The organism is Phyllobacterium sp. CL33Tsu (assembly GCF_900113985.1).
GTDB classification, from domain to species: domain Bacteria; phylum Pseudomonadota; class Alphaproteobacteria; order Rhizobiales; family Rhizobiaceae; genus Phyllobacterium; species Phyllobacterium pellucidum.
This window is the reverse complement of the sequence record NZ_FORJ01000002.1, coordinates 378,811-394,485: the sequence shown is the minus strand read 5'-3', so window position 1 is coordinate 394,485 and position 15,675 is coordinate 378,811. Positions and strand designations below refer to the sequence as shown.

15 protein-coding genes are annotated in these 15,675 nt (G+C 60.4%); 7 read left to right on the top strand and 8 right to left on the bottom strand.

All coding sequences use genetic code 11. From position 1 onward, the window contains the following. Positions 1-3: 3 nt before the first annotated feature. Positions 4-1,485 (bottom strand): ABC transporter substrate-binding protein, encoded by a 1,482-nt coding sequence (locus tag BM074_RS11545; protein WP_091922108.1) that lies wholly within the window; start codon positions 1,483-1,485, stop codon positions 4-6. Positions 1,486-1,503: 18 nt separating this feature from the next. Next, entirely contained in the window at positions 1,504-2,775 is a 1,272-nt protein-coding gene (locus BM074_RS11540) for an acetylornithine deacetylase/succinyl-diaminopimelate desuccinylase family protein (RefSeq protein ID WP_091922106.1), read from the bottom strand. A 318-nt stretch (positions 2,776-3,093) separates the two neighbouring features. Between BM074_RS11540 and BM074_RS23015 the strand changes: the two genes are divergently transcribed. The 6 genes from BM074_RS23015 (at position 3,094) to BM074_RS11505 (ending at position 9,042) form a co-directional block, all read left to right on the top strand. After that, positions 3,094-3,249 (top strand): hypothetical protein, encoded by a 156-nt coding sequence (locus BM074_RS23015; protein ID WP_155810880.1) that lies wholly within the window; start codon positions 3,094-3,096, stop codon positions 3,247-3,249. Next, entirely contained in the window at positions 3,246-3,611 is a 366-nt protein-coding gene (locus BM074_RS11530) for a hypothetical protein (RefSeq protein WP_091922104.1), read from the top strand. Before BM074_RS23015 ends, BM074_RS11530 begins: the two co-directional genes overlap by 4 nt. Next, a complete protein-coding gene (locus BM074_RS11525) occupies positions 3,608-3,787 on the top strand; it encodes a hypothetical protein (protein ID WP_027231756.1) in 180 nt (59 codons plus the stop codon). The genes BM074_RS11530 and BM074_RS11525 overlap by 4 nt, the downstream gene beginning before the upstream one ends. Before the next feature lie 219 nt (positions 3,788-4,006). Continuing rightward, positions 4,007-6,862, top strand: coding sequence for a molybdopterin oxidoreductase family protein (locus tag BM074_RS11520; protein ID WP_091922102.1), 2,856 nt, complete (start codon positions 4,007-4,009; stop codon positions 6,860-6,862). Further along, a complete protein-coding gene (locus BM074_RS11515; RefSeq protein WP_091922100.1) occupies positions 6,859-7,626 on the top strand; it encodes a 4Fe-4S dicluster domain-containing protein in 768 nt (255 codons plus the stop codon). The genes BM074_RS11520 and BM074_RS11515 overlap by 4 nt, the downstream gene beginning before the upstream one ends. A gap of 513 nt (positions 7,627-8,139) precedes the next feature. Then, positions 8,140-9,042 (top strand): dimethyl sulfoxide reductase anchor subunit family protein, encoded by a 903-nt coding sequence (locus tag BM074_RS11505; RefSeq protein WP_091922097.1) that lies wholly within the window; start codon positions 8,140-8,142, stop codon positions 9,040-9,042. A gap of 4 nt (positions 9,043-9,046) precedes the next feature. Here BM074_RS11505 and BM074_RS11500 read toward each other — a convergent pair whose 3' ends face one another. The 6 genes from BM074_RS11500 to BM074_RS11475 all read right to left on the bottom strand — a co-directional run bounded on the left by BM074_RS11500 (position 9,047) and on the right by BM074_RS11475 (position 14,563). Then, a complete protein-coding gene (locus BM074_RS11500) occupies positions 9,047-9,976 on the bottom strand; it encodes a lipid A biosynthesis lauroyl acyltransferase (protein WP_091922095.1) in 930 nt (309 codons plus the stop codon). Between the two features lie 6 nt (positions 9,977-9,982). Next, on the bottom strand, positions 9,983-11,011 hold the full coding sequence (locus BM074_RS11495; protein ID WP_027231751.1) for a zinc-binding dehydrogenase: 1,029 nt from the start codon (positions 11,009-11,011) through the stop codon (positions 9,983-9,985). 26 nt (positions 11,012-11,037) lie between these two features. Beyond that, on the bottom strand, positions 11,038-12,315 hold the full coding sequence (locus BM074_RS11490) for a beta-ketoacyl-ACP synthase (RefSeq protein WP_091922085.1): 1,278 nt from the start codon (positions 12,313-12,315) through the stop codon (positions 11,038-11,040). A gap of 11 nt (positions 12,316-12,326) precedes the next feature. Continuing rightward, the gene (locus tag BM074_RS11485; RefSeq protein ID WP_027231749.1) at positions 12,327-13,511 is read right to left on the bottom strand and encodes a beta-ketoacyl-ACP synthase; all 1,185 of its coding nucleotides are present in this window, start codon (positions 13,509-13,511) and stop codon (positions 12,327-12,329) included. Between the two features lie 73 nt (positions 13,512-13,584). Beyond that, positions 13,585-13,866, bottom strand: coding sequence for an acyl carrier protein (locus tag BM074_RS11480; RefSeq protein ID WP_027231748.1), 282 nt, complete (start codon positions 13,864-13,866; stop codon positions 13,585-13,587). Between the two features lie 106 nt (positions 13,867-13,972). Continuing rightward, on the bottom strand, positions 13,973-14,563 hold the full coding sequence (locus BM074_RS11475; RefSeq protein ID WP_091922083.1) for a histidine phosphatase family protein: 591 nt from the start codon (positions 14,561-14,563) through the stop codon (positions 13,973-13,975). Between the two features lie 99 nt (positions 14,564-14,662). On the opposite strand from BM074_RS11475, the gene BM074_RS11470 reads away from it, so the two are divergent. Then, positions 14,663-15,622, top strand: coding sequence for an AEC family transporter (locus BM074_RS11470; protein ID WP_175498997.1), 960 nt, complete (start codon positions 14,663-14,665; stop codon positions 15,620-15,622). Positions 15,623-15,675: the final 53 nt, after the last annotated feature.

The window sequence follows — 15,675 nt, the reverse complement described above, 5'->3', positions numbered from 1 at the left end:
AACTCAATCCGCCCATTTCACAGCGGTCAGGTCGTTGGCCTGGATCGGGCCGTTTTCCCAAAGGCCCTCGATCTTGGCATCCCAGACGCCGGTCTTGGGCAGCTGAAAAAGAAAAGCCGCGGGAACATCGGTCGCGAGTATCTTCTGCGCCTCTTGGTAAAGCTCCGTTCGCTTGGCGTCGTCGGACGTCGCCTCGATCTGCTTGATGAGATCCTTGAAAGCCGGATTGTCGTAGTTGAAGTAATAGTCGTCGCGGGCAAAAATATTCAGATCGTTCGGCTCGGTGTGCGACACGATGGTCATGTCGTAATCCTTGTTCTTGAACACCTGATCGAGCCATTGCGCCCATTCGAGCGGCACGATTTCAGCCTGGATTCCGACGTCGCGCAGTTCAGCCGCGATAATCTCGCCGCCGCGCCGCGCATAGGTCGGCGGTGGCAGCTTCAGCGTGGTTTTGAACCCATCGGGGTGACCGGCCTCCGCAAGAAGCTTCTTCGACAATTCAGGGTCGAAAGCGGTTTGCGATGTCAGGTCGATATAGGCAGGGTGGTGCGGCGGAAAGAACGAACCGATGGGGGTTCCGAGCCCGAACATCGCACCGTCGATGAGCGCCTTGCGGTCGATCGCATGGGCGATGGCCTGACGCACTTTCAAATTGTCGAAAGGCGGCTTCTTGTTGTTCATGCCGAGGATGGTTTCGCCCTCGGTGGTGCCGATGACGACCTTGAAACGCGGATCGGCCTCGAACTGCGCGATGGTTTCATAGCTCGGGAACACCGGAAAGGCCTGGACATCGCCCGCAAGCAGCGCCGCGGTCGCGGCGGCAGGATCGGGGATGATGCGGAATGTCGCCTTGTCGAGCAGGGCTGGCTTGCCCCAATAGGCCGCATTCTTCGATATAACAATCTGCGATCCCTTGGCCCAACTATCGAATTTGAATGGCCCGGTGCCGATCGGCTTTTCCTTGTTGGTTTGGGCGCTTTCCGGCGCGACGATGACGGCGTCACCCCAGCCCATATTATAGAGGAAATCGCCGCTCGGCTGCTTCAGCGTGACCTTGACCGTCAACGGATCGACAACCTCGACTGTATCGATTGCTGCAAACAGGCCTTTTTGCGCATTGGTGGAGTCGCCGCCGCGTGCCCTGTCCAGCGAGAATTTCACGTCTTCCGCGTCGAAGCTGGTGCCGTCGTGGAATTTCACGTCCTTGTGCAGCTTGAACGTATATGTCTTGCCGTCGTCGGAAAGCGTCCAGCTTTCCGCCAGCGCCGGCAACACTTCGCCCTTCGGCCCGATACGGGTCAACCCTTCGAAGATATTGGCGTAGACGATTTCGTCGATGGCAGCAGCCGCGCCTGCTGTCGGATCGAGATGCGGCGGCTCGAGGACGATGCCGAGCACGAGATCGGCGCGCGCAGCAAAGGCTGCGCTCGAGGTGAGCAGCGCCAGGGCCGCGACCAGTGCCGATTTTGCGAAATTGTTCATTCAACCGCTCCCAACAAATCAAACCGATCCGGACAAGAGAATCTTGAGCCCAAGCGCCATGACATTAGCGGATTCGAGCATGTCGTCGATGCCCACATATTCGTCCGGCCGGTGTGCAAGATCGAGAATGCCGGGCCCATAGGCGATGCAATCGTGCAGGAGCCCGATGCGGGCTATATGCTTCTGGTCATAGGTGCCGGGCGAAATCACATAGGCGGGCTCGCGTCCGAATACGGTCCGGATGCCCTCCGCCACCGCTGTCACCACCGGCGCGTCGCGCTCGGTCATGGTGGGCTGCACCTCCATGATGTCCCGAATCTCGTAGTGAAATTTCGGCCGTTCCCATTGCAACCGGTCGAGGATCGAGGTGACCTCGCGTTTCACTTCGGCAATATCTTCCTCAAGCAGGAAGCGGCGGTCGATCGTCAGCCGGCAGGAATCTGGCACGTTGGGCGAGGGCAGGCCGGAATAGTCGTCGGTTTGGCCGCCATGGATGGCGTTGATGTTCATGGTCGAGCGTCGCGCGCCTTCCGGTACGACCGGCATCCTGGTCTGCTTCCTGTCGAGCGCCGGGAACAACTCATTCTCGAAGGCGTCGAGCACCGCGCTCATATGCCGGATCGCGCAGTCGCCGAGGAACGGCATCGAACCGTGGGCGATTTCGCCCTTGGTCTCGATTTCGGCCCACCACACCCCGCGATGTCCGAGACAGATACGGTCCTTGTTCAGCGGTTCGGGAATGATGACGTGGTCGACACGCGGCTTCGAGAAAAAGCCTTTGCTCGCAAGAAAAGCGACGCCGCCAAATCCGCCCGACTCTTCGTCGACGGTGCCGGAAATCTCGATTGCGCCGGCGAAATCCGGATAGACCTCGAGAAAGGCTTCGGCGGCAATGACCGATGCCGCCAGTCCGCCTTTCATGTCGCAGGCGCCACGACCATAAATCTTGCCGTCCTTGACCACGGCCTCGAACGGGTCGACCGTCCAGCCCTCACCGGTGTCGACCACGTCGATATGCGAGTTGAAATGCACGGTCTGGCCGTGGGTGCGGCCGTCGAAGCGGGCGATAACATTGGTGCGCGGATAGCGGTCAGTATCCCCCGGTGTGCCGACGCCTCGAATCAGTTGCGTTTCGAATCCGGATTTTTGCAGGCGCTTCGCCAGATATTCGGCGCAGGGCGTGTAGGCTTCGCCGGGCGGATTGATCGTCGGAAAGCGGATGAGATCACGCGTCAGCGCGACCAGGTCGTCACGGCGTCTATCAATGGCCCGGCGCAGCTTTTCGTCCATGCGCGCATCAAATCAGGGGACCCGCTGATTTGGCAAGAGGCAAGTGCTGCGCCAAGGCGCCATTGCAACAGGTTCACGAATGCATTGCACTACTTTGCAATTTCTTTGATGGATGCCCGGCGAACGTAAGTAAGCGTTACAAAGTGGCCCTTCGCAGCAAGTAAATTGCGCATTTGTACAGTTTTGTCGCACCCGATTGAACTTGAACTCGACAAGGGCCATCTGGTCAATCGCCGCAATGTAACGGCAACTTTTTCACCAAACAGGACCACGACGATGCTCCGCGAAGAACGAGTAGCAGAGACTGAATATGCACGCATGGAACAAGAGCACGAAGGCAGCTCCGACGAGCGCCGCGGCTCCTGTGCTATTGGTGTCCTCTGCGTTATTGGCCTTATCCTTGCGCTGGCGCTGCTTGCGCCATCCCATGCTGACGTGCCGATGCCCCATTCGGCTGTAGAACTCGTAAAATGACACGCTGGACTCTGGCGGAATATCGCCGCCAACGACGTATTGACGAGGCTTTCGACCCCGAAGCCGCAGGTTATGACCCTTGTGCCGTCATGTTTGAAGGTGTCGTGATGACCAAGCACGAAAAGGCTGAACTGATGCGCGAGCGCCGGCTCAAGGCAGACCGCGACGCCGTCGTCGAAACCTGGTTTCGCCGCCTCATCCCGGTTCTCGTCATCCTTATAGCCGTCGGTATCTCGATGGTCTGGAACGTAGGCGCCGGCCTCTTGATCGCGGCGCTGGCAGCAGTGCTTTTCCTCAAGGCGAGGCGCCGCATGGTTCGCCAGGGCGCCTGGACCGCCGACACGATGGGCCTTTGGGAATGACGCCGCTTTTCGATCGGCGCGAACGGCTCATCGATTTGATATGCGTGGAGCGGCCCAAGGCTGGGTCGCTCGCGGACATTGTGCCGCTGGCCAGGATCGTTGATCCCCAGATGCCGTTGCGGGAGATCCGCGACGCCTGGACCATGTACAAGCGGCGGCGTGCCGATCGGTCCTGATTCGCGCCCCGGTTGCGATTTGTCTGCACAAATAAAGCCATGTGCCGCTTTCCCTACAATACCCCGCTGCAAAACCGCTAAGATGCCTCCGAGTCGGGCAGGCTCTCGCAGTCGAGGCTGAAACGCTTCGCCAAACTGCAACTGATCGACTGTTACAGGATTGTTTTCACTACGCATTGTGAAACAATCGGGTATGCAAACAGCGGGGCGACTCAAGAGATGAATTCAGAACCAGACCTTGCCCTGTCGGAGCCGGTTGGTGATGAAGTTCGCAAGACCACCTGCTACATGTGCGCATGTCGCTGCGGCATCGATGTCCATCTGAAGGATGGCAAGGTCCGCTATATCGAGGGCAATCGCGATCATCCCATCAACAAGGGTGTGCTCTGCGCCAAGGGCTCTGCCGGCATCATGCAGCACTATTCGCCCGCGCGCCTGCGGGCGCCGCTCCTGCGCACCGGGCCGCGCGGCTCCGGCGAATTCAGGGAAATCAGCTGGGACGAGGCGCTGTCGCTCGCTGTGGATTGGCTGCAACCGGTACGAGAAACCGCGCCGCAAAAGCTGGCTTTCTTTACCGGGCGCGACCAGTCGCAGGCCTTGACCAGCTACTGGGCGCAGAATTTCGGCACGCCGAATTATGCGGCCCATGGCGGCTTCTGCTCGGTCAACATGGCGGCCGCCGGCATCTATACGATAGGCGGTGCGTTCTGGGAGTTCGGTGCACCGGATTGGGACAAGACCAAGCTTTTCGTTCTCTTCGGCGTTGCCGAGGATCACGATTCCAACCCGATCAAGATCGGCATTTCCAAGCTGAAAAAGCGGGGCGCGCGCTTTGTTTCGGTCAATCCCGTCCGCACCGGCTATTCCGCCATCGCCGACAACTGGATCGGCGTCCGGCCTGGCACCGATGGCCTGCTGATCCTGTCCATTATCCACGAACTCTTTCGCACCGGCCGCCTCGATCTCGACTATCTGCGCCGGTACACCAACGCCCCCTGGCTCGTGATCGACGATCCGGGTCATGAGGATCATGGGCTCTTTCTGCGCGATGATCTCGGCAAGGCGCTGCTGCGCGACCGCGCGACCGGAGCACTCGTTCGATTTGACGAGCCCGGGCATCTCGCGGATCTCAACGCGGATTTCATGACTGCCGACAATCGCAAGGTGCGCAGCGTCCTTCGCCTGATGGCCGAAAAATATCTCGATCCGAAATATGCGCCGGAGGCAGCGGCGGCCGAAACCGGGATCGACGCAAAAACCATTCGCGGCCTTGCCTCCGAGATCGCGCGGGTCGCCTTCGAGGAAGAGATCGTCATTGCGCAGCCGTGGACGGACATGAAGGGCGAGCAGCACGAGGTGATGATCGGGCGCCCGGTCAGCTTTCACGCCATGCGCGGAATTTCCGCCCATTCCAACGGGTTCCAGTCTGCCCGTGCTTTGCACGTCCTGCAGACCATCATCGGCTCGATCGACTGCCCCGGCGGTTATCGCTACAAGCCGCCATATCCGAAACCCGCCACGGCTCATCCTCGCCCGCACGGTAAACCTGAGCATGTGAGGCCGGGCCAACCGCTGGCAGGACCCCATCTCGGCTATCCGCTGGGGCCGGAGGACCTACTGGTCGACGCAGACGGCAAGCCGCAACGGATCGACAAGGCCTTTTCATGGGAGGCGCCGCTTTCGGCCCATGGCATGATGCATATGGTGATCGCCAATGCCTCGGCCGGCGATCCTTATCCAGTCGACGTGCTCTTTCTCTACATGGCCAACATGGCCTGGAACTCTTCGATGAACACGCGCGGCACGATCAGGATGCTCGAGGAGCGCGATCCTGCGACAGGCGAGTACAGGATACCCAAGATCATCTATTCCGACGCCTATTCGTCGGAAATGGTGGCCTATGCCGATCTTGTCCTGCCGGATACGACCTATCTCGAACGCCATGACTGCATTTCGCTGCTCGATCGTCCGATCTCGGAGCCGGAAGCGGCTTGCGACGCCATCAGGTGGCCGGTGCTGAAACCCGACCGTGACGTGCGCGGTTTCCAGTCGGTGCTGATCGATCTTGGTGCGCGCCTGAAATTGCCCGGCTTCGTCGATGCGGATGGCAAAGCTCTCTACAAGGATTACGCCGATTACATCGTCAATCACCAGCGCAAGCCCGGCATCGGACCGCTTTCCGGCTTTCGCGGCGAGGCCGGCGAGGATGAGGGCAGGGGCGCGCCAAACAAGGACCAGCTCAAGCAATATATCGAACACGGCGCCTTCTGGGTGAAACACATTCCGGAGGAAGCGCTCTACTTCAAGCATCATAACGCGGCCTACCAGCAATTTGCCATCGACATGGGCTTCTTCGACGCCCCGCAGCCGGTCACGATCCAGCTTTATGTCGAGACGCTGCAGAAATTCCGCCTGTCCGCCGAGGGCGTGCGCCAGCCGGTTGCGCCGCAAGCGTACAGGCAACGCCTCATCGATTGCTTCGATCCGCTGCCGGACTGGTACCGGCCGTTCGAGGAACAGGGGATTGACACGCACGCCTTTCCCTATCACGCGCTGACGCAGCGTCCGATGGCGATGTACCATTCCTGGGGGTCGCAAAATGCCTGGCTCCGGCAAATCCATACGCGCAACCCGCTCTATGTTCCCGGTGGGATCTGCGACGAGCTTGGGCTCAAGGACGGCGATTGGGCGTGGGTTATCTCGCATCATGGTCGCATCAAGTGCGAGATTGCGCGGACAGAGGCGGTAAACGGGCGCACCATGTGGACATGGAACGCCATCGGCAAGCGCAAGGGGGCCTGGGCACTCGCGCCCGATGCGCCGGAGGCGACGAAGGGCTTCCTGCTCAACCACCTTATCCATGAACTCCTGCCGCCCAAGGCCGACGGCATGCGCTGGTCGAATTCCGACCCGATCACCGGACAGGCGGCCTGGTATGATTTGCGCGTCCGCATCGAAAAGGCCGAGGAAGGCGATGCGATGAGCGAGCCGCAATTTGGTGCGATTGAACGGCCCGGCAGCCAGGAGCCTGGCGCAGATGAGATTCGCTACGGTCAGGAGTGGGCGCGCAAATGACCAGCCTGCCGCAAAACCGCACCTCCACGAAGCTCGGCCTTGTCATCGATCTCGATGTCTGCGTCGGCTGCCATGCCTGTGTCATCAGCTGCAAGGAATGGAACACGGGCGGCTACGGCAATGCACTCTCGGACCAGCATCCTTACGGCGACGACGTGTCGGGCACGTTTCTCAACCGCATTCACAGTTTGGAAGTGGTGCCGGAGGGTGGTGAAGTCATCGGGGAAGCAGGCGATGCGCGCATCGTTCATTTTCCGAAATCCTGCCTGCATTGCGAGGATGCGCCCTGCGTCACGGTCTGCCCGACCGGCGCTTCCTACAAGCGCGCTGAAGATGGGATTGTGCTTGTCGACGAGGACAAATGCATCGGCTGCGGGCTCTGCGCCTGGGCCTGCGCCTATGGCGCACGCGAGATGGATCTCGCCGCCGGCGTCATGAAGAAATGCACTCTGTGCGTCGATCGCATCTACAACGAGACGTTGCAGCAGGAGGACCGGATACCATCCTGCGTTCGCACATGTCCCGCCAACGCGCGCCACTTCGGCGATCTAGGCGATCCGACATCCGAGGTGTCGATCATGGTGGCGGAGCGCGGTGGTTTCGATCTGATGCCGGAGCAGGGGACGCGGCCGACCAACAAATATTTGCCGCCACGCCCGCGAAAGGCTCTGAGCGAGAGTGCGCCATTGGTACCGCTTGCCGAGAACAGCGAAGGTGCGACCGGTTTCTTTGCCTGGCTCGACAGAGCGCTCGATCGGATGTGAGTTAGCATGTCAGGGTTGCATTCCTACGATACCCCCCTCTGTCCTGTCGGACATCTCCCCCACAAGGGGGGAGATCGATCGGCAGCGGACCGTCTCCCAAATCAACAAAGCCTTGGGCTCGGCGGATTCCGTGCTTCCCTCCCCCTTGTGGGGAGGGTCGGACCGAAAGTCCGGGGCGGGGTCCTTGCGACGGCAAAGCGATTTGTTTCCTATCAAGAAGGCCCCTCCCGGCTGCTGCGCAGCCACCCTCCCCGCAAGGGGGTGGGAAAGGCGGCGCCCTGCATTCGAAAGAAATTGACCGATGATCCACTCACCTCCCTCTGTCCTGCCGGGCATCTCCCCCACAAGGGGGGAGATCAGCCTGCTTCACGGGTTTGCCTAACTACCGCCGTACCAATTGGAACACAGGCTTGCGGCCATCCGATCTCCCCCCTTGTGGGGGAGATATCCGGCAGGACAGAGGGGGGTGAAGCTTATCACCTCCGCGTCCCCGCAATGTCGAGGCCGCAATAAATGCATCCAGCCTATTCGATCATCGTCTTCACGACCCTGTCCGGCCTTGGCTACGGTCTTGCCGTCGTCCTCGGGCTTGGCTTTCTCGATCCCGCCTCGCTCTCGACGAAGATCGCGTATGTCGTTTCGATTGGGCTGATCGGCATCGGGCTGTCATCGTCGCTTCTCCATCTCGGCAATCCGCAGCGCGCGTGGAGGGCGCTCAGCCAATGGCGATCGAGCTGGCTGTCGCGCGAAGGGGTGATGGCGATCGCAACCTTCGTGCCGCTGACCTTGAGCGCCGCACTGGCTGTCTTCCATGATCGCCACGATGTGATGCTTGGCCTGATCACCGTCGCCGGCGCGCTGATCACCGTCTATTGCACATCGATGATCTACGCGTCGCTCAAGACCGTCGGCAACTGGAATACCCCGCTGACGCCGCTTTGCTTCCTGCTGTTTTCGCTGGCCGGCGGGTTTCTGCTTGCGGCGAGTTTTACCGGAGGCGCGCTCGGTCTCGAGCTTCTGGCGCTGTTATTCATTCTGCTTGCCCTTGTCGCCAAGATGATCTGGCGCAAGCGGGCAATGACGCTCGTACCCCTGTCGACGCCGGAGACGGCAACCGGGCTCGGACATATCGGCAAGGTGCGGTTGTTCGAGCGTCCGCACGCGCTGGAGAATTACTTGACACGCGAAATGGGCTTTCGCGTTGCCCGCAAGCATGCGGCCAAGCTCTGGATGATAGCGTTTCTAAGCGGCATCGTGCTGCCGGTCGTTGCCTTGCTTGCTGCCATGGCGATTGGCGGCGGCCTCTTGGCACAATTCGTCCTTGCCGCGGGCGTCCTCACGCACCTTCTCGGCCTTTTTACCGAGCGATGGCTCTTCTTCGCCGAGGCCCGGCATGCGGTGATGAACTATTACTAGGTGATCAGTTCCAGCGCTTGTGGAACCACATCCACTGGCCGGGATATTCGCGCACCCAGCTTTCAACCTTGTCATTCAAAGCTTGCACGGTGGCGGAAAGGTCTACCGCACCCTTTTCATCGCGCGGCAGTTCCATCTTTTCCTCGAGCTCGAGGCGGAAGCGGCCGCCGGGCAGGCGGATGCAACGGGCCGGATAGACATCGCAATCATATTGACGCGCGAGCTTGGCCAGAAGCGGGTTGGTCTTGCAGGGGCGGTTGAAGAAGGTCGAGGGGATGCCGCGGCGGAATTTCTGGTCGACCAGCATGCCGACATTGCCGTTGGCATTAAGAACAGTCGCGAGCGACCATGCCGCCCCGGCCTTCGATGGAACGAGGTGCCCCATATTGGTGCGGCGGGCGCCCAGGATGCGCTTGGCGACATAGGGATTGTTCGGCGGGCGAAACAGCGCTGTGACATTCAAGTCGAATGTCGCGGCGCAGATCGGCAAGAGTTCGAAATTGCCCGTATGCCCGGTGAAGAATATGTGTGGCCGGTCATTTTCCCCGAGCAGGCGCTCGAAGATTTCCCGGCCATGCACTTCAATGATCCCGGTCTTGTCGCTGTGCGGATCGTAGTCAAAGATGGCGTCGAGGAAGACATATTCGGCTGTGAGGCGCGCCATGTTGCCCCACATGTCGCGCGCGATATCCTGCAGTTCTTGCTCGGACTTTTCCGGATAGGCCTTGCGCAGGTTGTTCATGGCGACGCGATGGCGTCCCATCAGCGGACCGATCTTACGCGCCGCGGCGTCCATGAAATCCATTGCTGCCTGTGCGGGCAGGCGGCGCAACAGCCACAAAATGCCGAAGACGACATTCGCCGTCAGCCAGTAGTTGAACGACTTGAGCCTCTGGCTCCACCGGAACAGAGCAAGTTTCGTATTGAGCTTCATCGGAAATCAGTTGATGCGCAGGATGATCTTGCCGAAAACGTCCCGGCCTTCCATCCGTTTCAGCGCCGTGTCGATTTCATCGAAACCGACTTGCGTATCGATGACTGGATGAACGAGGCCGCGCGCCATCTTCTGCATCGCATCCGCCATGTTCTCCATGCGGCAGCCGAAGGAGCCAAGCAGCTTCAACTGCTGCTGGAACAGCATCATCAGGTTCATGTTCGTCGATACGCCGGATGTCGAGCCGCACGTGACAAGACGCCCGCCGCGCCGCAGCGACAGCATGGAGCCCGCCCAGGTGTCCGCGCCGACATGTTCAAAGACAACGTCCACGCCCTTCTTCTTCGTCAGCTTGCGCACGACACCTTCGAAGCGATCTTCGCGGTAGTTGATGACATGGTCGGCGCCAAGCGCCTTCGCCTTCTCGATCTTGTTGTCGGAACCGACAGTCGTGATGACCGTGCAGCCGATCTTCTTGGCAAGCTGGATCGCGGCCGAGCCAATGCCCGACCCTCCGGCGTGCACGAGGATCGTCTCGCCGGGCTCGAGCTTGGCGTTGTCAAAAAGCATGTGCTCGACCGTACCGAAGGTAACGGGCGCCACCGCAGCGCCGATCTCGTCGACGCCGGGAGGCGCCGGGACAAGGAGGCGCGCCGGCAGGTTGACTTTTTCCTGGGCAAAGCCGTCAAGGTGAAACCCATGGACCCCGGATACGTGTTCGCAGAGATTGTCGCGGCCTTCGCGGCAGGGCCGGCAAAGGCCGCAGGTCTGCGCACCGTAAATCGAGACAAGCTGGCCGGGCAGCACCGAACTGACGCCGGGGCCGATCGCATCGACAACGCCGGATGCTTCCGCGCCTATCGTCAGCGGCATCTTGCGCTTGGCGAAGGCCATGCCGCGCCAGCCCCAGACGTCAATGTGATTGAGCGCAACGGCCCTGATATTCACCGTGACCTCGCCGACTCCAGGCGGGGGCGGAGGGGCAATATCGACCAATTCGAGCTTGCGGTCGTCGATCAGCTGTAGTGCGCGCATATCCGTTTCCTTGTTCAGGCCACGGATTAGTTCGGTTCTGCGGTCATGACAAGACAGGTATTTTGTCCACCGAACCCGAATGAGCTGGAAAGCACCGATGAAACGTTCGCCTCACGCTTCACATTGGGCACCACGTCGAGATCGATGGCCGGATCGGGATTGTCGTAGTTGATCGTCGGCGGGATAGTGCCGGTCTGGATCGTCAGCATCGAGAATACCGCCTCGATGGCACCGGCCGCCGTCAATGTGTGGCCGATCATCGACTTGTTGGACGACGTCGGCAGCTTCGAGATGCGCTCCCCGAACACGGTCGACAGGGCGAGATATTCCATCTTGTCATTCTCCGGCGTGGAGGTGCCGTGGGCGTTGATATAGTCGATCGCATCCTCTGCGATGCCGGCATCGTCGAGCGCTGCACGGACCGCTCCGATGGCGGGCGATCCATCCGGCTTCGAACGGGTGCGGTGGAAGTCGTCGGCTTTTTCGCCGCAGCCGCGCATGATCCCGAGAATGTTGGCGCCGCGGGCGACGGCTGCTTCCAGCGATTCCATCACCATCGCCCCGGAACCCTCGGCCATGACGAAGCCATCGCGATCCTTGGAGAATGGTTTTGCAGCCTTGTGAGCGGGCTCGTTCTGGGTGGAGAGGGCAGAGAGCAGCGAGAAGCGGATCAGTGCTTCAGCGGAAACCGAACCATCGGTGCCGATTGACAGCACCTTGTCGCTTTCGCCGCGGCGGATCGCCTCGACGCCGAGCTGGATCGCTGTCGCGCCAGACGCGCAGGCCGTCGACAGCGTCACCGGCAGGCCGCGCGTTCCGAACTTCTCGGCGAGCTGTTCGGCGATGTAGCCGAACTCAACAGTATTGAACATGTCGACCTGCGGCGCGCGGCGGCAGGCCGCGAGAAGGAGATCGTAGCCCGGCTCGCCTTCATTGCGGACCAGCGCATCGAGCGCGAAGCGGTTGCGCCAGTCGAGTTCGACCGGTGGCGCTGCCAGAAACAGTGGACCGCCGAAATCATCGACGGAGAGGCCGGCCTGTTTGATCGCTTCCTCGCCGGCGAGAGAACCGAGCTTCTGCGACAGCGCGACAGCGCCCTTGTTGCTTTCTTCGAGGAAATCAACGGTGCCGGCGATCTGCGTGCGCAGTCCATCGACGGGAAAACGGGTGATCCTGTGGATGCCGGACGTACCGGATGTCAGCGCTGCCCAGTTTTCCTCCTTGCCCTGACCGAGCGAGGAAACAACGCCGAGGCCGGTAATCGCAACAAGCGGGCGGCCCTGATGATCAGTATATTTGGACATGCGGCATATCCTTAAACTTTGACGAGACGGGCAACGCCTTCGCCGCGCGAGCCGCCGATCGAGGTAGCCAGCGCCGTGTCGACACGCTCGGGGCCGGCCTTTTCATTGTCGGGATCGATGGGGGGAAAAGCGGTGCCGTGATAGATGCTGAGCGCGGCAAGGCCAACGACCAGGGGGAACTGCGCCTCGCGGAAATGACCGAGCTTGCCGGCGATACCGCGTATGGACGAACTCGAGAATGCGTCGAGTGCCGCCTTCTCGGCAGCGGTGATGCGCTTGGCGCCGGATGCCCCGGAAATGATGACGTCAGCCGGCGAGTCGGCCGTTGCCGCGCCGAGAAGCTTGGCGATCGTTTCTTTCAGGTCGTCGCGGCTGCGGCGGATCTGCGTGCTGTAAACGCCGTCGATCGCCGCATATGCGCGGGCGCCGCGCTTCTTCGCGTGTTCCTCGCTTTCGAGGACCAGGAATGCGCCGCCCGAACCGGTGACGATGCCGCCGCCGGCCGCGTCTTCACGTTGCCACAGCGGCGCCCAGCCATTCTGCAGCAGCATGTTGTTCAGTTCATAACCGAGCAGCATGTCCGGGTGTTCAGCGTTATATGCGCCGCCGACGAGAGCGTGGGTGCTCTGGCCCGAGCGGATGCGCGCAACTGTTGTATCGATCGCAGAAATGCCGGAGCCCTCTTCACCCATGAAAGTGCGCGAGGAACCGGTGACCTTGTGGACGATCGAAATATTGCCGGCAAGGAGATTGGAAAGCTGGGCGAGGAACAGCGTCGGGCGCAGTTCCGTCGATAGTTTTTCGTTGAGCATCGTGCCGAGGTCATTGCGCACGCGCGCTTCGGCAAGGATCTGCAGATCAACCGCAACATCGCGTTCGCCGCCGCCGGCACCAACGACCATATCCATGGTGGCGCAAAGTGCCTCGTCATCCTTGATGCCCGCATCCTGCAGCGCAAGGCCGGCGGTATAGGTGCCGATGCGCTGCCAGGTTTCCATCTGCCGCTGGTCGCCGCGCTTCGGTATCTGATTGTTCCAGTCAACCTCGCCGAGCGGATGGACCGTATATGGCTGGAAGGTTTCACTGTCGGTGCGCGGTTCAGCCTTGCCGCTGAACGCCTGCCAATGGGCATCGGCGCCTTCGCCCAGCGATGAGATCAGTCCAATCCCAGTGATGACGACGGTGTTGTTCTGCATTGTCTCGCAACACCGTCCACGCGGTGCACCCCGTTAGGTGGAAGTTGACCAGGTCCGAATCGTTGCTCGGAAATCAGGCCTTTTTGGCGGCGACGAGTTCGTCGATCTTGGCGCACAGGTTCTTCAACACGAAGTATTCTTCGGTCGGGACCTTGCCGTCATTGACTTCCTGCGTCCACTGTTCGAGCGGGATCTTGATACCGAAGGCCTTGTCGATTGCAAAAACAATATCAAGGAAATCAAGGCTATCGATGCCGAGATCGTCAATCGTATGGCTTTCCGGCGTAATGGAGTCGCGATCGATCTCACTGGTTTCGGCAATGATATCGGCAACCTTGTCGAATGTTTCGGACAATTGATTTTCCTTTTTTCTTCCGGTGCCCCTCGAAGGCACTGATGTCTGATGAGCCGGTATCTAACGTTTTTCAAGGTCTATGGAAAGACCCAAGGTTGTGCGCCGTCTAGTCGAATATAATTCGTCCAGCCACATGAACAGCTTCACCCTCTTCATTGGCGATAACCACTACGGCTTCCGTGGGCCGCGGAGTTACGCCCGTCAGAGCCGTTATATTGGCGCGATCGGTCAGCATTACCAGATTTCCGGACCCCTTGAAGCCTGTGATCAGAACGCGGATCTTTTCGAGTTCAGCGGCCTTGGCGGCGTCATCGGCGGGGAGCGGATCGAGCGGCTTGAAAATCTCGGCGGGAATGGAGCCGAACGACAGGCGCGCCGTCTCACGCGCATTGCAGGTGGAACTGGTCAGGATGCGATCGATACGCACGCCGCGCGCCGCAAACCGCGCGCCCAATTTCTGCGCAAGCTGGCGGCCGCGATCAGAAAGCGTCTGCGTCGCCGAGCAGTCGACGGAGTGATCGACGGTTGGACTTAGCGTTCCCGAAACATCGGCGCCCTGCATGAGGATCGTATATCCACCCCGCTGGACGCGCGCCCATGCCGCATCCGTCGCTTCGGCGGTAGAAAGAAATGCGAGCGCGCTCAACGCAAACGCGAGCATATGGACACGCAAGGGATGGATAAGCAGCCTCGACATCTGGCCTCCTTATCAGGCGAAATGGTGATTTGGCGAAGAAAAATAAAGTGAAGTCCTGGAACTGCTTGCGCGGCATGGCCCGCCCGCCTATTGCGGAATGTGATGGGTCTCGTTGAAACAATCCTTGTCGTCTTCGGTGTGATTGCCATCGCCTACGCTGCAGCCCAGTTCAAGCTGCTTGATGAGCGGGTGGGCGACGGATTGTCGGACTTCGTCTTTGTCGTCGCTGCGCCGCTTCTCTTGTTCCGGACCATGGTGACGGCCGATTTCCACGGGGCTGCCCCTTGGCAATTGTGGATCAGCTACTTCATTGGTGTGGTCGTTGCCTGGATTGCATCCGATCTGGCAATCAAGGTGCTGTTTGGCCGCGACAATCGCGCCGGCGTCGTCGCCGGGGTTTCGGGTGCCTTTTCCAATCTCGTATTCCTGGGCATGCCACTGATGCTCGGTGTCTTTGGGCAGGAGGGGTTCGCCATCCTGTCGCTGATTGTCGCCGTTCACATGCCGATCATGATGGCCGCGTCCATAACGCTGCACGAGTTTGCCTTGCGCCGCGACGGGGTGTTCGATGGCGAGAGTCATTTATCCGCGGTGGTTGCCTCATTCTTCAAAAGCCTGCTGCGCAATCCCTTTGTCATCGGTATCCTCGCCGGCTGGCTATGGCGCCAGACTGGCTTGCGCATGCCCGTCGTCGCCGATTCGCTTATTCAGACGTTGGCAAGCGTCGCTGGTCCGGTCGCGCTTTTCGCAATGGGCATGGGGCTCAAGAAATTCGGTGTGTCCGGCCACATCGCCGCTTCGCTTGTCATGTCGGCAATCAAGCTCCTCTTGATGCCGGCTGTTGTCCTTGCAGCGGCTTTGCTGATCGGCCTGCCGCCCTTTACCGCCAAGATTGCCGTCACCGCTGCCGCACTCCCTGCCGGCGTCAACTCCTATCTGATTGCGACGCGCTTCGGCACCGGGCAGGCGCTCGCCTCGAATTCCATGGTCATGGCAACGGCGCTGTCGGCCCTCACGCTCGCGTTCTGGGTTTCCGTCGTCACGCATATTTTCGGCTAGGCAAGGCAGTTGCAGCTTTTGGCAAAAAGGAGCAGGGTAGCCGCATCGTCTTC